The organism is Brasilonema angustatum, from assembly GCF_059505445.1.
The window spans coordinates 1-19538 of record NZ_JCACKO010000056.1 but is presented as its reverse complement, the minus strand read 5'-3'; the positions used below and the strand labels follow the sequence as shown (position 1 = coordinate 19538).

The following is a 19538-nucleotide window of genomic DNA, read 5'->3' as shown; positions in this document are numbered from 1 at the left end:
GTACAAGGCCTTCGTTTAAAGATAAGAAATCGTTTTGTATTCTGTAGAGTGCAAGGGCGCAGCCCGTTCTGTATTCTGAGTTCTGAGTTCTGAGTTCTGAGTTCTGTCTTTAGCATCTACGTAATTAGTTCAAATATCATGTCTACTGAAGAAATCATCAGGGTTCGCGGTATCGTTCAAGGAGTGGGATTCCGCCCCACTGTATATAGACTTGCAAAAGCATACGGGTTGCAAGGCGAAGTTTGTAATGACGGTCAAGGTGTCCTCATTAGGGTATCTGGCTGTGAAGAATCTATAGAAAAATTTGTTCAAAAATTACAGAAAGAGTGTCCGCCATTAGCGAGAATTGATGAAGTAACGCGCAAGCGTTATGAAGGCGAATCTACCTTTCAAGATTTTGTCATTTCTGACAGTGTCAGCAGCGCAGTGAAAACAGAAATTCCTGCGGATGCTGCGACTTGTCCGAAATGTAAAGCGGAAATTTTTGATCCCCTCAACCGCTGGTATCGTTATCCCTTCACGAACTGTACTCATTGCGGTCCTCGCCTAAGTATCATTCGCGCCATACCTTATGATCGCGACAACACAAGTATGGCTGCTTTTGCTATGTGTGCAGAGTGTCGTTGGGAATACAACGATGTTGAAAACCGTCGCTTTCACGCCCAACCCGTAGCGTGTCAAATTTGCGGTCCTAAAGCCTGGTTAGAACGTTCAGATAATCAACCAATTACATCTTATATGTTTTCTATGCTTGACGATGTTGATGCCGTTTGTACCTTATTACAAAAAGGCGAGATTGTTGCTATTAAAGGGTTAGGTGGATTTCATCTAGCTTGCGACGCCACTCAGGAAACGGCTGTGCAAAAATTACGCAGCCGTAAACAGCGCAATCAAAAGCCTTTTGCTTTAATGGCGCGAGACATATCAGTTATTGAAGAGTACTGCACCCCCAGCGCCAAAGAAAGAGAATTATTAGAAAGTCCCGCCGCGCCTGTTGTGTTGATTCAGGCGAAAGCTGGAGACGATGAAGAAGAAAGGGGAAGTGGGAGGATAGAATTCAAAATTCAAAATCCAAAATCCAAAATTCAAAATCAAATTGCGCCTTCAGTTGCACCAGGGCAAAACACTTTGGGTTTCATACTACCTTACACCCCCTTACACCACCTCATTCTGAGGCGGATGAATCGCCCGATTGTTTTCACAAGTGGTAATCTTTCTGATGAACCGCAATGTATTGATAATGTCGAAGCGCGTGAGAAGTTAGGAAAAATTGCGGATTATTTTCTTCTGCACAATCGGGAGATTGTAAACCGAGTTGATGATTCGGTGGTGAGGGTTGTTGGTGAAAAAGTGTTAACAATTCGTCGTGCTAGAGGATACGCACCAACATCTATTAATTTACCATCTGGATTTGAAAGTGCTCCTCACATTTTAGCAATGGGCAGTCAGCTAAAGAATACTTTTTGTTTATTGCGAGATGGGAAAGCAATTCTATCTCAACATATAGGAGATTTAGAAAGTACAGCGACTTTAAAATCCTATCAAGATACGCTCAATCTCTACTTAAATTTATTTGAGCATCAACCTGAAGCGATCGCTGTTGATTTACACCCGGAATATATATCAACAAAACTTGGAAAAGAACTTGCACACAATCAGTACGGACACGGCACAGCCGTGCCCCTATTTCACATCCAACATCATCATGCTCATATTGCTGCTTGCATGGCAGAAAATGACATACATATTAATTCACCACCTGTTTTAGGTATTGCATTAGATGGATTGGGTTATGGTGAAGACGGAACACTCTGGGGCGGAGAATTTCTGTTAGCAGATTATCGCCATTTTAAGAGATTGGCAACATTTAAGCCAGTACCAATGATTGGCGGAACACAAGCAATGAGAGAACCTTGGCGTAATACCTATGCCCAGTTAATATCTGCCTTTAATTATGAAGATTTAAAACAAAAATACAAAAAATTAGATATTTTAGAATTTCTTGAACAAAAGCCACTGAAACTTCTCAATCAGCTTGTCGAAAAAGGCATTAACGCTCCTCTTACTTCATCAGTAGGGCGTTTATTTGATGCTGTTGCGGGTGCAATTGGTATCTGCCGAGAACAATGTAGCTATGAAGGACAAGCAGCAATTGAAATGGAAGCTTTGGCTAATACGAATTTATTAAATAATAAAGAATATTTAAATTATAATTTTCAATTTTATTTTTTAGATAATATTTATTATATAGATTCATATCCAATGTGGCAAGCTTTGCTGAATGATTTACAGCAGCAGACTCCTCAAGCAGTTATCGCTGCTAAATTTCATACAAGCTTGGCTCATAGTATTGTAGAAATGGTTGATAACTTGCGTCAAAAAAATGACATTCATCAGGTTGTCTTAACAGGAGGAGTTTTTCAAAATTGCATTCTGTTAGAGCAAGTTACTCAAGGCTTACAAACATTAGGGATAAATGTACTTACTCATAGTTTAGTTCCAGCTAATGATGGTGGTTTATCACTAGGACAAGCTATGATTGCAGCTGCTCAACTAATGAGTCAATAGTTACTGATTGTCATTCGTAATTTTTTTAGCAGAAAGTAAGAATTTTTCTTCAAGAAGTATCACAAAAGCAGAAAAAATAAAATGTGTTTAGGAATTCCAGGTAAAATTATAGAAATCACTGACGTGAAACAAAAATTAGCTATTGTCAATGTTGGTGGTGTTAAGCGTCAAGTCAATATTGCTTGTATCGTTGATGAACAACATTCAGTGGAATCATGTGTAGGTGATTGGGTGCTAGTTCATGTTGGCTTTGCGATGAACCGAATTAATGAAAAAGAAGCTATGGAAACACTGCAACTCTTGGAAGAATTAGCAGAAGCAGTAGCAATGGATTCATATAGCAGTCCTAAATGATAAGCCCTACGGGCACGTACTCACGTTCGTGAAAAAACAAGATCCCCGACAACTTTTGCGAAGTCGGGGATCTAAACGCAATCAAATTTTTCTTATAATTTTAATATGAAATACGTTGATGAATTTCGAGAACCTAAAAAAGCTGATGCTTTATTCCGCGCCATTGAAAAATTATCTCAACGGCTCAAAAAGCCTATCAAAATAATGGAAGTCTGTGGTGGTCACACTCATTCTATTTTCAAATATGGAATTGAAGAAATTTTACCTGAGGCAATAGAATTAATTCATGGTCCAGGTTGTCCTGTATGTGTGATGCCAAAGGGAAGACTAGATGATGCTATCTCTATCTCCCTAAAACAAAACGTTATCTTCACGACTTTTGGAGATGCCATGCGGGTTCCTGGTTCCCAAACAAACTTGTTGCAAGCTAAAGCACAAGGGGCGGACATTCGTATGGTTTACTCTCCCCTCGATAGTCTACAAATTGCTAAGGACAACCCTGAGAAAGAAGTTGTCTTCTTCGCCTTGGGCTTTGAAACAACTGCCCCCAGCACTGCTTTGACTATCTTGCAAGCAGCATCTGAAAAAATTCAGAATTTCAGTATGTTTTCTAATCACGTCCTCGTGATTCCTGCCCTCAAAGCACTTTTAGATAATCCGGATTTACAACTTGATGGATTTATTGGTCCGGGTCATGTCAGTATGGTGATTGGCAGTGACCCCTATGAGTTTATTTCTCAACAATATCAAAAACCCATTGTGGTTTCTGGCTTTGAACCTTTAGATATTATCCAATCCATTTGGATGGTGTTGCAACAGATTGTAGAAAATCGTTGTGAAGTTGAAAATCAATATAACCGATTGGTAGAGAAGACAGGAAATCAGGTGGCGATCGCCGCCATAAATCAAGTCTTTGAACAGCGAGAAAGTTTTGAGTGGCGCGGTTTAGGCGAGATTCCCAAGTCTGGATTAAAAATCCGTGCCCAATATGCTCAATTTGATGCAGAATTAAAATTTACCCTTCCCAACCGCAAAGTTGCTGACCATAAAGCGTGTCTTTGTGGAGAAATCCTCAAAGGAGTGTTGAAACCTTGGCAGTGTAAGGTCTTTGGTACAGCTTGTACTCCAGAAACACCGATTGGAACTTGCATGGTTTCTTCTGAAGGTGCTTGTGCAGCTTATTATAAGTATGGTAGCTTTTCTCACATGGCTAAAAAAATGATGCTTGACAAAGAAAAGCTAAGAGCATAGAAAAATCACAAGTTAAAAACCAAAGCTGAAAAAATCATTAGGGAATGCATATGCCATCTGTTACCGTCAAAATTGCTGAATGTGATTCTATTAAACTTAAGCGGAAACTGGCGCAAGCAGTTACTCACGCACTTGTTTCTACTTTGAACACTAAACCTGAATGGGTGACAGTTCACATAGAAAAATTTGAAAGCGAAAATTAGGCTGTTCGAGGTCTACTACATTCAGATAAGCATAGTGGTAGACACGATCACAAAACCACAAGATCATTCATAATGATGCATTCTATGAGTCACTATCAGTGGTAGAGTCAAACCTGTAGACTTTAAGCAAGTGATAAAACTCTACAGAAGCATCTCCATGCAAGTCAAAGCGGACATCACACAACAAAACTTACAACCCCTCCGTGTGCTTATTGCAGGTGGTTCAATAAGTGGTTTATGTGCAGGCTTAGCGCTGCACTGTATCGGTTGTGATGTAGACATTTTTGAACGCGCTTCCTACCAAGGGGTAGCGCCTACATTTGGTGGTGTCCAAAGTCACGGTGCTGCTTTTGTTGTGCAGATGGAAATCAATCGGTTTCTGGCAGAATACGGTATTAGCACACCAGAAACGGTGGGTATGACTTCGTGCAAAAGACAATATATAAGCGGAGATGACAGCATCATTTGGGAAGAGTCAACACCCCAAGCCATGATTTCTTGGGATATGCTGTATCATCAACTGCGGAAAGTTTTCCCAGCTGAACGTTACCATCAAGGGAACAGTGTTATTGGTTTTCAACAGAGTGATAACTGCTTGGTGGTGCACTTTGAAGACGGACGGGAACAAAAGTGTGATTTACTGATTGGGGCTGACGGTATTGATTCAACCATACGTCAGCAACTGATATTGGATGCTATTCCTCAGTATGCAGGCTATGTTGCATGGCGAGGGTTGATAGACGAAAATGTATTTTCATTAGACGTTGCAAAATTCTTTGCCGAGAAATTCACCTTCTTTCACGGACCTAGCATGCAGACACTGTGCTATCTGGTACCTGGACCAAACGGGGAGTTAGACGAAGGAAAACGCCGCCTCAACTGGCTTTGGTACTTTAATGTCCCAGATGGCGAACAGTTGAATGCAGTCATGACTAACCACCAAGGACGAGTACGAAAGTTTTTCATGCCTCAAGGAGAGGTTCGAGAAGAAGTTGTTCAACAGATGAGAGTAGTAGCAAAGAAATATTTACCAGAAATCTTTCAATATTTGTTTGAACTGACAGACAAACCCTTCATTCAACCCATCTACGACTTATCTGTACCACGTATGGTTTTTGGACGGGTGTGTTTAATTGGTGATGCTGCATTTGTCGTCCGTCCTCACACGGCTGCGGGGATTTCTAAAGCTGTGACAAATGCTATTGAACTCGCGCAAGGGTTACAAGAATCTGGCGGTGATGTGCTGGCGGCGTTAAAACAATGGGAACCAATCCAGTTAGCAATGGGGAATTACCTCAAGGTTTTAGGCGTGACTCTAGGAAATCGTTCTAGATTAGATCACCCCTTTGGGGAATTCAAAATTCAAAATTCAAAGTTCAAAATGGACTGCGTCCCGCTGCGCTAACAAAATTGTCAGTCCCCACGGATAAATCCGCTAAAATATTTAAACAGAATTTAGAATGAACTTCTCCTTATCTGACTCACCACAGAATTCCCTTTTTCAAAAAATCGAAAAAGTCCGCCGTCATCAAGGTAAAGTGCGAGACACTCATATCACCCTCGCACATGGTAGTGGCGGCAAAGCAATGCGCGATTTAATTGATGATATCTTTATCAAGACTTTTGATAATCCTACTCTGTCTCAATTAGAAGACCAAGCCAGTTTTCATTTAGCAAGTCTCATGAAACAGGGAGACAGACTTGCTTTTACAACTGATTCTTATGTTGTAGACCCTTTATTTTTTCCTGGTGGTGATATTGGAACATTAGCTATTAATGGCACGGTTAATGATTTAGCAATGAGTGGTGCAAAACCGTTATATCTTAGCTGTAGTGTTATTTTAGAAGAAGGTTTGCCTGTAGAAACTTTGCGGCGTGTTGCGCAAAGTATGCAAGCAGCAGCGAAAAAAGCTGGCGTACAAGTTGTAACTGGTGACACAAAAGTTGTCCATCATGGTGCTGCAGATAAATTATTTATTAATACTTCTGGTATTGGTATTATTCCAACAGGAGTAAATGTTTCTGCCCACAATATTCAACCAGGAGATGCAATTATTATTAATGGTGAGTTGGGCAATCATGGCACAGCAATTTTAATTGCCCGTGGAGAATTAGCATTAGACTCCGATATTGAAAGCGACTGTCAGCCGTTGAATAATTTAGTTGAAACTATTCTAAATGTTTGTCCTGATATTCATGCTATGCGGGATGCAACACGTGGTGGTTTAGCCACAGTGTTAAATGAATTTGCTCTGGGTTCTGGTGTGGGAATTCGCCTAGATGAACAGTCTATCCCAGTGCCTGAAGAAGTTAAAGGTGTTTGTGAACTTTTAGGTTTAGATCCATTGTATTTGGCAAATGAAGGTAAGTTCGTAGTTGTAGTAGGACAAGAAAATGCTGACACCGTTGTCTCAGCTATGAAATCTCACCCAGCCGGAAAAGATGCTTGTATTATTGGTGAAGTGATTTCCTCACCTTCTGGTGTTGTCTTGTTAAAAACTGCTTTTGGTGCTGAACGTATTGTCGATATGCTTGTTGGTGAGCAATTACCAAGGATTTGTTAATTCACATCTTGCACCTCATCCATAGTACGCCTTGAACTCAAGTTCAAGGCTAATAGTCCAAGTCCGTTAAAACGGACTGGGTAAGTCTTTGAGTCTGTTTTAATTCAGATCTTGCACCATTACGAGTCAACCACTATAAATATACTAAAAAATATTTCCAGTTTTAGTCCATTTTAATGGACTTCGCCTATTAGCCTGGGACTTACAGTCCTAGGCGGACGAGAACCAAGTGAAATAAAATGTAATTTTTTTTACATTTATGACCAGGTGCAAGTTTTAACGGACTTGAACTCTTCGCCTCAGAATTTATTTATTAGCAGACTAACATTCTGGTGCAAAATCCGAGTTAATTCAATAATTTGTTAATTCTAGTACGTTACACCGCAAAAATCACCTCTACCATTGAAGGTTGACTAAGCATTCACTCAGCACTTAAATGCATGAATTAGGAATTACTCAAAATGTTGTGACTATTGTAGCTGAATATGCCAATGGCACAAAAGTCAAAAGAGTTTTACTAGAAATTGGCAAGCTTTCAGCTATCATGCCAGATGCCGTGGAATTTTGTTTTGATATCTGTACTCAAGGAACTGTTTTAGAAGGGGCAAAGTTAGAGATTTTAGAAATCTCTGGATTAGCAAAATGCCGTCAATGCGGTGCAGAAATTCCTTTAGAAAAGCCTTTTGGAAGTTGTCAGTGTGGAAGTGCGCATTTGGATTTAATAGCTGGAGAAGAACTGAAAATTAAGGAAATAGAAATAGAGGAACTATGTGTGTAACTTGTGGTTGTTCCGATGATGCTGAAGTGAAAATGACTAATCCGGAAACAGGCGAAGTCGCAACAATGGACTCTTCAAATAATACCGACCATCACCATCACCATACTCATACTTTACCAGATGGTACTGTCATCACGCATTCCCACAGTCAGGAGCATGTCACAGAAGCATCTCAAATTCATGCCAAGGTACATGGCACAACTCTGGCTTTAGAGCATGATATCTTAGCAAAAAATAACTTGATTGCTGCCCAAAATAGAGGATGGTTTAAGGGTCGAAATATCCTCCCATTAAATCTGATGAGTTCACCTGGCTCAGGAAAAACGACTCTTTTAACTCGAACTATCAATGATTTAAAACATCAGTTGCCTATCAACGTTATTGAAGGCGACCAAGAAACAACAAATGATGCCAAAAAAATTCAAGAAACAGGCTGTAAAGTTGTTCAAATAAACACTGGTACAGGTTGTCATCTAGATGCAGCAATGGTGGATAGAGGATTACAACAACTCAATCCACCCCTCGATTCAGTGGTGATGATTGAGAATGTTGGCAATCTTGTTTGTCCGGCTTTATTTGATCTAGGAGAACTTTTTAAAGTCGTTATTCTCTCAGTCACGGAAGGAGAAGATAAGCCGATAAAATATCCTCATATCTTCCGCGCAAGTCAGGTGATGATTCTCACGAAAATAGATTTGCTACCTCATGTAGAATTTGATGTTCAGCGTTGTGTAGAATACGCGAAGCAGGTGAATCCTCAAATTCAAATTTTTCAGGTTTCTGCACTGACTGGAACTGGATTAGAAAATTGGTATGAGTGGCTGTTGAATAAGGTAGTCTATAACTAAAGTACATAATTGCATAAGTAATTGTAGGTTGGGTTGAGGTTTTGCGAAACCCAACAAATGCTTGAAAATGTTGGGTTTCCTTCGTCAAACGCCAGACTTGCCTCAACGCGGGGAACCCGCGCACGGCAGTGGCTCCCCAACCTACACAATTTAATGAAATTTACTTCGCAAGTGTATTTTATTCAAAGCTATGAAATTCCACAAGAGGCGATCGCCCTTTGAAATCGCTCAGTGAAACTTCAGAGCACCGATTCAAACAAAGGTTTTTAAATACCATCATTGCCATAGCATCTAACAACTTCTTTGTAGTATGAATTCCCTTATTATCATTGACATTAGCTTCAGTAAACCAGACTTGCAAGTTAGACTTTATTAACTGAAAATTCTCAAAACCACTTAGCGCTTGGTATTTTTCCTGAAACTTATCAAAAATTGCTACCAACATTTTATACTTGATTTTTTGCCAACTAAGCGGTTCCCGTCCGTAAGATTTTTTTCGATATGCTAAGTTGTCAGGTAACCATTGTCTTGCCATTTCTCGAATAATTTTCTTATCCCAAAACAGAGTTTGTTGCATACTGGGTGGAATTGCCGCCAAGTATTCTACCAGACGATGATCCAAAAAAGGAACACGAGCTTCGATACCTTGACCAGAAGAACTTCTGTCTTCGTGCCAGAGATTGTATTGTTGTAGCGTTACGATGCGCCGTAACATTTCTCTCATGAAAGCAGTACACTCTAATGGTGAAGATATTAACTCATCTCCCAATAAGTCAAACAGAGATGACCCATCTTTTAAGCTCGTCGGCTTTTTGAGTTTACTTAAGTTTTGCTCTGTTTGAGTCAAATTACTGCTGAAACTATTCCAGTCTGATTGGATTTTATCTTCTGGAGTTGAATAACCTCCGGCAAATTCATCAGAACCCTGTCCTAACAAAATCACCTTCAACTCAGGTATCAGAGTTTTGGCATAGCGGTGAAGTTCAGACTTTAACATGAATTCTATATGAAATACCGGGGCATCTATTAACCAAATAAAATATTCAAATTTTTCTAAAGAAAAATTGATGGTTTCTAGAAATTTCTCTGGGTCAAACCAAACAGAATGAAAGGGTAAGTTTAGATAATCACACAAGTCGCGCGCTGCTTGGGCATCTCCAACTTCTAAGGAAAAATCAGAGACCATTGTAAAACAATGTAAATCTTTTTTGTATTGACTTGCTGCTGCTACAATGGCACTCGAATCAAGACCACCGCTCAAAAAAGCTCCCACAGGTACATCACTCATCAACTGTTTTTTCACACTGTCAGCAAACAGTTCGCGGTACTCTGTAATGTAATCTTGGAGTGGACGATGGTCTTGTTCTGATTCAGTTACGAAATAGTTACTCAATTCCCAATAGCAGTTGACATCAAGAGTCGCCTGTTGAGCGTTGTAGGTTAAATAATGTCCGCCTGGTAATCTTTTGATTCCTTTAACATAGGATGTAGATGCATTTAAATTTGTTTTATCCTGCCATTGGGGTATGTTAGGAGCATCTGGATGTACCAATAACGATGTTAATGTGGAGCCAAATATAAATTGCTCACCGACTTGACAATAGTACAACGGTTTAATGCCAAGGCGATCGCGTGCCAAAATTAATTCTTGCTTTTGGGTATCCCAAATGGCGAGCGCAAACATACCATTCAACTGCTGAAGTGCTTCTATACCGCGTTCAGTATACAAGTGCAAAACTACTTCAGCATCGGAATGACTACGAAAATCATAACGCAAGTCTAACTGTGAACGTAGCTCTTTATAATTATAAATTTCCCCATTACAGACTACGAAAATTGTTTGCTGTTGATTCCAAATTGGCTGCTTTCCTCCTGCAACGTCTATGATTGATAAGCGTCTAAATACTAGAGATAAGTGTTTGGAGTCAAACAACTGCTCGTCATCTGGACCCCTTTGAGACAATTGATCGCTCATTTGGGTCAAAATATTAAGGCGTTGGGCATTCTGGTACAACTCAACTCCACTAGTTACGAAACCTGCAAATCCACACATTACTTACCTTCCCTTTTATTGATTCGCGCGTGTTAACTTTAGTTCACAAGTTCAAACTGAATTTTAGACTAGTCAGGAGTGCGAAACTCACGCTTTTTACAACGGAAGATGAAATAGTATTATGAGTCGTCAAAGTCGAAATTTACAACCAGGATTTTCTTACCACGTTACTGTCCGCTGCAATAACCGTGAATTTAACCTTGCCAGACTTTGAATGTCGCGAAGTTTTCTTATATGCAATCAAGAAGGCTTTGGATAAATATGATTTCAAACTTTATGCTCTGTGCATCATGAGCAATCACGTCCATTACCTCATCGAACCCGCACTAGGGAAAGATTTGCCTAAAATCATGCATTTTCTCAACTGGTACACAGCAATGTGTTTCAATCGAATGCTTAATCGCACAGGACACTTTTGGGAACAGCGATATTTTTGTGATGGGTTTCCTCCCACGGATACTAAACGAGCTTTAAATACCCTACGCTATATTCATGGCAATCCGAGAGCCGCCCAAATGCGACGTAGTTTTTTCTACGACTTCAGCAATTACGGCACTTATGACCAATTAACTTTTGATGGACTGACTCAATGGCATCCAGCTTTTTTAGGACTGGGCAAAACTTTAGATGAATGTGCCAAGAAATATAAGGGCTTTTGTCAACGATATAAACCGAAAGCAAAATTAGCCAGCAAGTCAAATTGGGGTAGTCGCTTGCTGGCTGGTCATAAAATTAGTAGAAACAAGGATAAGCACAAATGCTCACCAGGTCAATTGACACTGTGGGAGCAGTGCCAGGTATTGGAGTGCCCACAAGTGGCAGAAGTAGTAAAGAAGTTTGTCCAAGCAAATAGAGCGTTTGACGAAAGTTGCATTAATGAGATATAAAAATTACCATTAGTAAAATTTAATAATTCATAGCATCACGTAACGCAGCAGCCAAATCAGCCTGCACTCGCACACCATCTCCTCCCACTATCATCATCATTTCTTCTGCCGTCAACTCTTCTCCCAACTCGCTAACCAACTCTGGCATTTCTCCCATGTCTGCACCCGATTTTGCTTGGTTTTGGGGTTTAATCGCGTTCGCGTTATGAGTTTTCATCTCTTTTACTCAATAATAACAATAAAATTATACACTATCCCTACTGAATTGTGTCCTTCCTGCGGAGGAGCTACGCGGAGCGCGCAGCTCCTCCGCAGGACATATTCTGTCTTCTGACTCCTTCTGATGGTTGTTCGGGACTGGGAGTTGGCGACTCGCCTCGCAGTTTTTTGCGGCGCTGCTCTAAAAAGCAGCCATAGCATAAAGCAAACTATTCCTTTGCTTTATGTTATGGCTATGGGGGGCTTGCACCCTCCGATTTTCGGTCATAACCAATCTCGATAAGCCGATATTTCGTTAACGCTAATTTCAAACGGCGTTCCCTTACCAAATGGAGGATAAACGCGGATTTTAGCGCTACTGGCAAATCGTTCTAGCCTATTTCCAATCGGTGCAATATTGCTGACTATATGCCAGTAACTGACAATGTCAGGACAATCAATGACTAGCATGAGGTAGCCACCATCTGTCGTGATATACCACTGACAGTTAGACAATAATGCTCGTGTGATCTGATCACACGCTTCAAAAAAGCATCTGCCAGTGGAATGTTCGAGTTGCGATCGCAATATTTTGTCAAGGTGCGTCGCTTCTGTTGAAGGTAAATCCTCTGGAGGAAGGAAGGATTTATTTTTCATAGAAACCCCTTCAAATTGCAAGGTGGGTTTGGAAGAAGTTGGGTTCTTTGATTATTCCTATGTTGTTAGCCAATGCAAATCTAACCACAAACGTGGATGTATTTGCTTGACCTTCGACATTGGATCGCGCAATAGTCGCGTTGCGTTGAGGAAGACTACCTGAACGAGTCCCATATTTTCTGCTAGTTCTCGCAAAATTTCTTTGTGAGTTTGCACATCGGGCATCATTTTTTCAGAGCAATAAATTCCTATGTATCGCAAGCGCTTAGGAGGTCGTCCCCAATAAGAGGAGATAACTTTCACATAACAGCTGTCTAGTAATTCTCCGACTTTTGGGTAATAGTGAGTGACGACTCTCATGAATTCTTCTGCTAGGATGTCTTCACTGATCATGAAATGCTATCCTTTTGTAAGGATTGTCACATTATTTAATATAACATAATTCTCCTATATTCATGTGAATAAATATCCGAAATTATTATAAAATTAAGGGTCTATCTTTATAACAATAGTGAGGAATCATGATTGAAGATCATTCAATAAAAAATGATAAAAAAAGGCGTAGAGTATACATTATTTACTCTACGCCTTTTTAATTATCTAGCGATGGAAGATAAGTTATATCTTACTTTAATGTGTGTTGAGTAAGAGGGTGTTTATAAAATCAATCTGTCATTCTGGAGCGCGCAGCGGGCAAGGGAGAGCAGTAAAGTGAAACTGAACGTAGACGCGTAGCGGCTTGCCGGAAGGTAGAATCTAGATTTTGCACCGTAGCTGAGAGATGCTTTATTACGTTATCGCGGAGTTTACCCTCGAACGAAGTGAAGGGTTCAGCATGACAAATCAAGCTTTTTGCCTTTATAAACACGCTCTAACACACATTAATATTTTCAATCTGAGTTTGTAATTTTCATTGTTATCGAACATTACGCTCAGAAAACAACACTTCTGCTACCATAACTGGTAAATCATTCGTGTCAATATATTTCTGTGAACCATGAATTGGTGAAATAAAAGTGTAATTCGGATCACACGCTCCAGTATCATAAACTTGGACATACCACCTATCAGGAAATCCGGCGACAGCAAGTTCTACAATGTACCAATTTTCACCAGTTAGGCGAGAGTTAACAATGACAAACCATTGTCTATCTTCTTCTGAAATATTCCACTCCGCCATCAGGAATTCTAACGCTATGTGTCCCGCGTCCGTTGCAGTCAATAACATTATTTACTCCTTTTGTGGAACATCAGGATACAGTCCCAGCTCCTTGGATAACTCACGTGCAACATGGATAAGAAACTGCGCTCCATCTTGATTATCGTTGTGTGCAAATCCACTTGCAACTTGTAACATTGTCTGTATCAAACCAGCATCAAGCAATTCTGGCTGAGCTTCTAAAACTTCTGGCTCTTGACCATTGGGACAACGAAGCAGCTGGTCAATGAGGTTGAAATATAAGTTTTCTCTTTGTTCTGTCATAGTTGGTTTATTGTTCAATACCTTGTTGCCAAAGTCTTTCTAACATTTCTACTTGTTGCTGAAAAACACCCGCACGATAAATGAGATATCTGTCATAGAAAAAAACAAGTAGTCCAAGAATTATAGGAAATAATAAAAGGAACCATTGTAATATTTTGACAGTTTTGTCTAGTTTTTTATGATTTAGAGATTGCTTGACAAAGTTTGTGACAGAAAATTCTACAAAAGAGCTATCTTGATAGGAGTTTTTACCTTCTTGCAGAGCTAATCCAACTTGACTCGTACTATTCTGATTAACTTCACAGGTTGAATTCTTTGTTTGTACTAGCTCCATATGGCGCTCCCAAACCATACTAAATACTAATATCTCTGGAGAAAGCACCACTAAAGTGACTGTACAAACTGTGAGTAATTGAACGAGTCTAAATTTCATTCAGCGCTCATGAGTAACTGTTAACTACTAACTGTTTGAGGACTAAGCTGTGGCGCATATCAGAATGTACACTCTTTGAAGAAGTAGACCAATTGCTAGCACCCAACGGTAAAGCAGTCCCCGGATCGTGAGAAACTCTCATTCACTCTATACTTCCAGCATGGCTGGCTGACAGCTTTTGTTACGGATTGAATGTCTTAGCAGCGTGCCGCAGGCAGCGAATGCGTTAATTGTTTAAGAAGCCCCCCCTCATTCCTAGACTGGCGTCTAGAAGTTTGGGGGGTAGAGGGGAATCTCTGCGTAAATCCTATATCTTTTATATCAGTTGTCTTTGCTGAAGAGAGTTTATCGAGTCTGGATCAAGATTATTAAATTTATTAAGGTTGTACTCAAAGCCTGTCATTCTTATCTAATCACTGTTCAAAAAAATTTTTTGGGTAGAGGTACTAGACTTTTCATGCTAGAGTACTAGTATTTACAGAATGGGGTTCTAGGTCTGGTGTACTCAACATCAAAATTATATAGAGCTTGCAATTGATAAGTTGTTTTCACTAAATTTAGGAAAAAGAAAAGTTGTACTCAACAATTGTATGGTTATGCTAAGAGAAAGTTGAGTATTATGAAAATAAATCAAAAAAATCCGAGTTTTTGACTTTGTTCAAAGATAATAGAACATTAGTAATTATCTTAAAATAATCTAAAATGAACTAGAGTAACTTTTTCAAATTTTTATTCATGCACATTGGCTACAGCTTAATTTCTACACACCCTGAGAAAAGGCATCTATATTAGGAGTTAGTATATGCGGATTGCTCGTGACATAACAGAACTGGTTGGAAGAACTCCTTTAGTTCAGCTAAACAAAATCCCTCAGGCTGAGGGATGTATAGCCAGGATTGTTGTAAAGTTAGAAGGAATGAACCCAGCAGCTTCGGTGAAAGATCGCATTGCTGCAAGCATGATAAAGACGGCTGAGGAGGAGGGGTTAATTCAGCCAGGAAAAAGCATCTTAGTTGAGCCTACCTCTGGTAATACAGGAATTGGACTAGCGATGGTGGCGGCGGCGCGTGGCTACCGTTTGATTTTGACAATGCCCGAAACAATGAGTTTGGAACGACGCGCCATGCTACGAGCATATGGTGCTTCTTTGGAATTGACACCCGGACTTGAAGGAATGCGAGGCGCTATTGGCAAAGCTGAACAAATCGTTGCTAGCACTCCCAATGCTTATATGTTGCAACAATTCCGCAACCCAGCTAACCCCAAAATACACAGAGAAACCACAGCAGAGGAGATTTGGGCAGATACTGATGGGGAAGTAGATATTGTGATTGCAGGTGTCGGTACCGGCGGAACAATAACTGGTGTTGCAGAAGTTCTCAAAGAGCGCAAACCCAATTTTCAGGCGATCGCCGTAGAACCAGCTAACAGTCCTGTCCTTTCTGGAGGTAAACCAGGACCACATAAAATTCAAGGTATTGGTGCCGGATTTATCCCCGAAGTTCTCGACAAGAAGTTAGTCGATGAAGTGATAAGCGTTAGTGATGATCAGGCGATCGCCTATGGACGACGCTTAGCAACAGAAGAAGGTTTGTTATCTGGTATCTCCTCTGGTGCTGCTTTATATGCTGCAATCCAAGTTGCCAAACGCCCAGGAAACGCAGGTCGTTTAATCGTGATGATTCAGCCTTCCTTTGGCGAACGTTACCTCAGCACCCCAATGTTCCAAGATTTGGCGTTGCAGACTGCCCGATAAAGGTCGTTTCGGACACACTGCCTCTAAATAAAAATATTTAGAAACACAGATTTCTTAACCTTCAGTTTCCTGGTAGGGGCTGCTTTATGCCCCTATACAACAGGCTTTGGGGAAGTGGAAAGAAAACTAGTCTAAACTCCAGTAAGCTTAGTAAATCCAGAAATAGGTAAGCACTAAGGTAATAACAGTCAGCGGTAGTCCAAATCGCAGATGTTCCCCAAAAGTCAGCTGATGTCCTTGCTTAGCAACCGCCTCCGCTACAATCAAGTTTGCCACAGACCCCAGCAGTGTCAGATTTCCTGCTAGTGTTGAAGCTGCTGCGAGTAGTAGCCAAGTGCGCGTATCGGGATGAGGAATTAGGTGATGTAACAGCAGTACAGCAGGGACATTCGACACCAAATTCGACAACAATGCAGTCACACCCAGAATGCTCAAGGGATGATCAACAAAACGGGCAAACCATTCCAGCGAACCGAGTTTCTGCACACCCTCGGTGAGAATGAACAACCCACAAAACATCAGCAGCAAATCCCAATCTACTTTTTGTAAAATTCGTTCTGGCTTGAGGCGACGTGTTATCAACAGTAGTCCAGCAGCAATAAGCGTCGCTTCTGCAGTAGGAATGCCCACCAAAAACGCCACCAGCAATGCGGTAGTAATGAGTAGACTCTTAACAAGCAGTGGTTTAAAGATGCGGTAGCGGGGTAGTTCAACTTTTTGGTAAGGCTGAAGCGATCGCACCTCAGGATATAGCCAGCACAGCAAGCCCACCTGAATCGCCAAACCAAGCAAAGCAAGCGGTGTCAATGCTTTAGCAAAGTCCAAATAACTAATACCAGAGAAAGAACCAATCAGGATGTTTTGAGGATTACCACTTAAGGTAGCAACAGAACCGAGATTGGTTGCACCTGCCAAAGCCAGCAGGTAAGGAATAGAATTGAGGTTCAGCAATTGGGTTAAACCAACTACCAGAGGTGTGAGGATCAGGGCTATTGTGTCATTAAGGAACAGTGCCGAGAGAATACCACTGCCAAACGTTAACACCACAAGTAGCCCGAATGGATTGTGGATACGGCGTATTGTGTAATCGAGGGTAAGCTGAAAAAAACCACAAGCAGCCAGATTGGCACTGATAACCATCATGCCAAACAGGAAAATTAGTGTCTGATAGTCGATCGCACTCCATGCCGCACGCAAATCCAGCACTCCCAACGCCATCAATAAGGCTGCACCAACAATGGCGATTGTGGCACGATTCATCCGCAGTCCAGGCAAGTAACCGAGTCCCAATCCGATGTAGGTGAGTATAATGACAAGATATCTCAGAAATATCATGACTCTACCTGCTCAATGTAAGATATCTCGGACTTAGAGACTGGACGCGTTTCGGGCATGAAGAACCAGAAAAATACCAGGGCGATCGCAGCAATTGCAGCCATGCTCAAAAAGCTAGCATCGTACCCAGCGGATTTAGCAACAAACCCAGCCAGATAGTTACTGAAAGAAGCACCAATCCCAACGGCAGTCCCAATTGCTCCCTGTGCTAAATTGAAACGTCCCGTTCCCTTGGTCAAATCAGCAATTACCAACAGCTGCATCACTCCAAAAATTCCTCCGCCCACACCATCTAATAATTGCACTGCCACCAAGAAGAAAGGGTTATCGCTTAGAGTATACAGCACGCCACGAATCGGCAACACCAAAAACGCTAGTAAAAAGATGGGTTTGCGCTTGCTTCGACTTGCTCGTCGCCCAATGATAATTCCTAACGGAATCATTACCACTTGAGCTGTGATAATGCAGGCAGCCATGAACAACGTAGGACTACCACCCTTGCGATGAGCTAATACTTCACCTAATAAGGGCAACATTGCTGCGTTGGCAAAGTGAAATAAGACTGCACAAAAGGCAAAAATGAGCAAGCGGCGGTTGCTCAACAAATGTGTAATATTAGAAACATGCGCATTTTCACTTGGCTTTTTCCCAGAAGAATCGCTATCATCGCCTCCTCGTGCGAGTCGATAGTCAATGTCCTGTTTGCGAATCCGTAAAGCACAAATAATCACGACTCCCGACATCAGTGCAATAAAGTAGAAAATTGCACCCTGACCAATAAATTGACCGATCAATCCTGCTAGCAATGCCGCTACTACATTTCCCGCTGAACTAAGGCTTTGGTTGCGCCCAAGGCGGCGTTCCATTCCCTGTCGCCCCACCAATCCCAGAGAAATAGAGGCAATTATCGGACCAAAGAAAGCTCCAGCAATGGCGATAAGGGATTGAGTTGCTGCAATTATGGGAAAAAATGGAAAGATGACGACGGCGATTGAACTAATGGCAATTAGCACAGCAGCCATGACGATGAGCGATCGCTTATTGCGTACTTGGTCAATTAATGCTCCAACAGGTGTTTGAGCAACCACTCCTACCAATCCCGAAATCGTCATTACCAACCCCACCCGAGCTGGATTCCAGTGCAGACTTGAGGTGAGGTAAACAACCAGAAACGGTCCCACACCCCCTTGAATATCTGCTAGAAATACGTTCAACCAGTCGAGTGCCCTAAGACTCTGCCCACGTGATGCGGAGCGCACAACCATACCTTTTTCTATTACGGATGTTTATAAAATTCGATGACACAAATCTCTGTGCAAAAACTATGCCAACAAGGGAGTTCTGTTTTTTTCAGATCAAAAATCAGGGTATTATCAGGGTATTTTAATCAAATAGCTAAACTAATTGGAGTTTAGACTAATTTTGCTTATCAAACTGCCAGACCCTTATGCAGACAGGCTTTCCTAATTTATAGGCGTGTTTAAATTCCCAAGTCTAAAATGCCTGTAACACAAGGGTTGTAGCCTTAAAAATCGAATTTAATCTAAACTCCAGTAAACAATCAATTATTATCAAATAAGAGTTATCCCAATGTCTCAATACATTTTTATCCTAGACTTCATTATTCTGAAATCAGAAATAGTTTCAGTAGAATTTGACTTTGAACCATCTCAAAGAAAGAGGTTTAACACTCTTACAACAGATTTAGAAACCGAGAACATGCAGGAGTTCGGCAAATCAACAATACAATTTATCTTAAAAGACGGTTCAACACGAGTAATCTCCAAGTATGGATACTCTGAAAAACTAGCCGAAATCAAAGCAGATATCATTAGTCAAATGAAAGCTGAGGCACAACCAAAAGTAACTACAAGCAAGACAACAACACTAACAGCGATAAAGAGAGTACCAGCTAGGTTTTGGTAATCTTCATGGTGTTCAATATCCCTCTTCTGTCACTTTCCGGGTGAGCAATCTCTGGAAGGCTTATCAGGCAAACAATACAAGCTATCCTATTAGAAAAAAATGGGTGTGGTCTTTATTATTAGAAAAAAATTGTGCGATCCCTTACCAAATAAAAGCTCTAGAATTCAAAAATGGTAAATGTTTTCGGAGAGTGACAGAAGAGGGATATAGCGGTTCTCATTTGGGTGCAATACAATAACCGCAA

The 19538-nt window shown here is 40.9% G+C and carries 19 protein-coding genes and 1 pseudogene; 11 read left to right on the top strand and 9 right to left on the bottom strand.

Going from position 1 to position 19538, the window contains the following annotated elements; all coding sequences use genetic code 11:
* Positions 1–138: 138 nt before the first annotated feature.
* From hypF to hypB, 8 genes and pseudogenes are all read left to right on the top strand, one after another.
* Entirely contained in the window at positions 139–2568 is a 2430-nt protein-coding gene (gene hypF / locus AC5JM2_RS12125; RefSeq protein WP_495835130.1) for a carbamoyltransferase HypF, read from the top strand.
* 81 nt (positions 2569–2649) lie between these two features.
* A complete protein-coding gene (locus AC5JM2_RS12120) occupies positions 2650–2922 on the top strand; it encodes a HypC/HybG/HupF family hydrogenase formation chaperone (protein ID WP_495835129.1) in 273 nt (90 codons plus the stop codon).
* Positions 2923–3027: 105 nt separating this feature from the next.
* Positions 3028–4173 (top strand): hydrogenase formation protein HypD, encoded by a 1146-nt coding sequence (hypD, locus tag AC5JM2_RS12115; protein WP_495835128.1) that lies wholly within the window; start codon positions 3028–3030, stop codon positions 4171–4173.
* Between the two features lie 50 nt (positions 4174–4223).
* Positions 4224–4373: pseudogene (locus AC5JM2_RS12110) on the top strand (tautomerase family protein); the annotation flags it as partial.
* A 160-nt stretch (positions 4374–4533) separates the two neighbouring features.
* Positions 4534–5781: an FAD binding domain-containing protein gene (locus AC5JM2_RS12105; RefSeq protein ID WP_495835127.1), complete on the top strand. Its 1248-nt coding sequence runs from the start codon at positions 4534–4536 to the stop codon at positions 5779–5781.
* 55 nt (positions 5782–5836) lie between these two features.
* The gene (gene hypE, locus AC5JM2_RS12100) at positions 5837–6940 is read left to right on the top strand and encodes a hydrogenase expression/formation protein HypE (RefSeq protein WP_495835126.1); all 1104 of its coding nucleotides are present in this window, start codon (positions 5837–5839) and stop codon (positions 6938–6940) included.
* 436 nt (positions 6941–7376) lie between these two features.
* Positions 7377–7718, top strand: a complete 342-nt coding sequence (gene hypA / locus AC5JM2_RS12095) for a hydrogenase maturation nickel metallochaperone HypA (protein WP_495835125.1) — start codon at positions 7377–7379, stop codon at positions 7716–7718.
* Positions 7709–8566 carry a hydrogenase nickel incorporation protein HypB gene (gene hypB, locus AC5JM2_RS12090; protein WP_495835124.1) on the top strand — a complete coding sequence of 286 codons (858 nt, stop codon included), beginning with the start codon at positions 7709–7711 and terminating at the stop codon, positions 8564–8566. Before hypA ends, hypB begins: the two co-directional genes overlap by 10 nt.
* 178 nt (positions 8567–8744) lie before the next feature.
* On the opposite strand, the gene asnB is transcribed toward hypB, so the two are convergent.
* Entirely contained in the window at positions 8745–10619 is a 1875-nt protein-coding gene (asnB, locus tag AC5JM2_RS12085) for an asparagine synthase (glutamine-hydrolyzing) (RefSeq protein WP_495835123.1), read from the bottom strand.
* Between the two features lie 188 nt (positions 10620–10807).
* On the opposite strand from asnB, the gene AC5JM2_RS12080 reads away from it, so the two are divergent.
* Positions 10808–11506 (top strand): transposase, encoded by a 699-nt coding sequence (locus AC5JM2_RS12080; protein ID WP_495835122.1) that lies wholly within the window; start codon positions 10808–10810, stop codon positions 11504–11506.
* Between the two features lie 19 nt (positions 11507–11525).
* Here AC5JM2_RS12080 and AC5JM2_RS12075 read toward each other — a convergent pair whose 3' ends face one another.
* From AC5JM2_RS12075 to AC5JM2_RS12050, 6 genes are all read right to left on the bottom strand, one after another.
* A complete protein-coding gene (locus AC5JM2_RS12075) occupies positions 11526–11723 on the bottom strand; it encodes a hypothetical protein (RefSeq protein ID WP_495835121.1) in 198 nt (65 codons plus the stop codon).
* A gap of 266 nt (positions 11724–11989) precedes the next feature.
* The gene (locus tag AC5JM2_RS12070; protein ID WP_495835120.1) at positions 11990–12361 is read right to left on the bottom strand and encodes a hypothetical protein; all 372 of its coding nucleotides are present in this window, start codon (positions 12359–12361) and stop codon (positions 11990–11992) included.
* A gap of 57 nt (positions 12362–12418) precedes the next feature.
* Positions 12419–12754: a hypothetical protein gene (locus AC5JM2_RS12065; protein ID WP_495835119.1), complete on the bottom strand. Its 336-nt coding sequence runs from the start codon at positions 12752–12754 to the stop codon at positions 12419–12421.
* A gap of 523 nt (positions 12755–13277) precedes the next feature.
* Positions 13278–13589, bottom strand: coding sequence for a hypothetical protein (locus tag AC5JM2_RS12060; protein WP_495835118.1), 312 nt, complete (start codon positions 13587–13589; stop codon positions 13278–13280).
* Between the two features lie 3 nt (positions 13590–13592).
* Positions 13593–13844, bottom strand: a complete 252-nt coding sequence (locus AC5JM2_RS12055; protein WP_495835117.1) for a hypothetical protein — start codon at positions 13842–13844, stop codon at positions 13593–13595.
* Positions 13845–13851: 7 nt separating this feature from the next.
* Entirely contained in the window at positions 13852–14277 is a 426-nt protein-coding gene (locus tag AC5JM2_RS12050; RefSeq protein ID WP_495835116.1) for a hypothetical protein, read from the bottom strand.
* Positions 14278–15079: 802 nt separating this feature from the next.
* Here AC5JM2_RS12050 and cysK point away from each other — a divergent pair.
* Complete coding sequence (gene cysK, locus AC5JM2_RS12045; RefSeq protein WP_495835115.1) at positions 15080–16033, top strand: cysteine synthase A; 954 nt, start codon at positions 15080–15082, stop codon at positions 16031–16033.
* 147 nt (positions 16034–16180) lie between these two features.
* Here cysK and AC5JM2_RS12040 read toward each other — a convergent pair whose 3' ends face one another.
* The gene (locus AC5JM2_RS12040) at positions 16181–17368 is read right to left on the bottom strand and encodes an anion transporter (protein WP_495835114.1); all 1188 of its coding nucleotides are present in this window, start codon (positions 17366–17368) and stop codon (positions 16181–16183) included.
* Positions 17365–18633: an MFS transporter gene (locus AC5JM2_RS12035; protein WP_495835113.1), complete on the bottom strand. Its 1269-nt coding sequence runs from the start codon at positions 18631–18633 to the stop codon at positions 17365–17367. The genes AC5JM2_RS12040 and AC5JM2_RS12035 overlap by 4 nt, the downstream gene beginning before the upstream one ends.
* Positions 18634–18958: 325 nt before the next feature.
* On the opposite strand from AC5JM2_RS12035, the gene AC5JM2_RS12030 reads away from it, so the two are divergent.
* Positions 18959–19294: a hypothetical protein gene (locus AC5JM2_RS12030; RefSeq protein WP_495835112.1), complete on the top strand. Its 336-nt coding sequence runs from the start codon at positions 18959–18961 to the stop codon at positions 19292–19294.
* The last annotated feature ends 244 nt before the right edge of the window (positions 19295–19538 follow it).

Excerpts from the sequence above, each read along its gene's own strand:
- hypF (WP_495835130.1), top strand. The coding sequence starts at position 139 with ATGTCTACTGAAGAAATCATCAGGGTTCGCGGTATCGTTCAAGGAGTG.
- AC5JM2_RS12120 (WP_495835129.1), top strand. The coding sequence starts at position 2,650 with ATGTGTTTAGGAATTCCAGGTAAAATTATAGAAATCACTGACGTGAAA.
- hypD (WP_495835128.1), top strand. The coding sequence starts at position 3,028 with ATGAAATACGTTGATGAATTTCGAGAACCTAAAAAAGCTGATGCTTTA.
- AC5JM2_RS12105 (WP_495835127.1), top strand. The coding sequence starts at position 4,534 with ATGCAAGTCAAAGCGGACATCACACAACAAAACTTACAACCCCTCCGT.
- hypE (WP_495835126.1), top strand. The coding sequence starts at position 5,837 with ATGAACTTCTCCTTATCTGACTCACCACAGAATTCCCTTTTTCAAAAA.
- hypA (WP_495835125.1), top strand. The coding sequence starts at position 7,377 with ATGCATGAATTAGGAATTACTCAAAATGTTGTGACTATTGTAGCTGAA.
- hypB (WP_495835124.1), top strand. The coding sequence starts at position 7,709 with ATGTGTGTAACTTGTGGTTGTTCCGATGATGCTGAAGTGAAAATGACT.
- asnB (WP_495835123.1), bottom strand. The coding sequence starts at position 10,619 with ATGTGTGGATTTGCAGGTTTCGTAACTAGTGGAGTTGAGTTGTACCAG.
- AC5JM2_RS12075 (WP_495835121.1), bottom strand. The coding sequence starts at position 11,723 with ATGAAAACTCATAACGCGAACGCGATTAAACCCCAAAACCAAGCAAAA.
- AC5JM2_RS12070 (WP_495835120.1), bottom strand. The coding sequence starts at position 12,361 with ATGAAAAATAAATCCTTCCTTCCTCCAGAGGATTTACCTTCAACAGAA.
- AC5JM2_RS12065 (WP_495835119.1), bottom strand. The coding sequence starts at position 12,754 with ATGATCAGTGAAGACATCCTAGCAGAAGAATTCATGAGAGTCGTCACT.
- AC5JM2_RS12060 (WP_495835118.1), bottom strand. The coding sequence starts at position 13,589 with ATGTTATTGACTGCAACGGACGCGGGACACATAGCGTTAGAATTCCTG.
- AC5JM2_RS12055 (WP_495835117.1), bottom strand. The coding sequence starts at position 13,844 with ATGACAGAACAAAGAGAAAACTTATATTTCAACCTCATTGACCAGCTG.
- AC5JM2_RS12050 (WP_495835116.1), bottom strand. The coding sequence starts at position 14,277 with ATGAAATTTAGACTCGTTCAATTACTCACAGTTTGTACAGTCACTTTA.
- cysK (WP_495835115.1), top strand. The coding sequence starts at position 15,080 with ATGCGGATTGCTCGTGACATAACAGAACTGGTTGGAAGAACTCCTTTA.
- AC5JM2_RS12040 (WP_495835114.1), bottom strand. The coding sequence starts at position 17,368 with ATGATATTTCTGAGATATCTTGTCATTATACTCACCTACATCGGATTG.
- AC5JM2_RS12035 (WP_495835113.1), bottom strand. The coding sequence starts at position 18,633 with ATGGTTGTGCGCTCCGCATCACGTGGGCAGAGTCTTAGGGCACTCGAC.
- AC5JM2_RS12030 (WP_495835112.1), top strand. The coding sequence starts at position 18,959 with ATGTCTCAATACATTTTTATCCTAGACTTCATTATTCTGAAATCAGAA.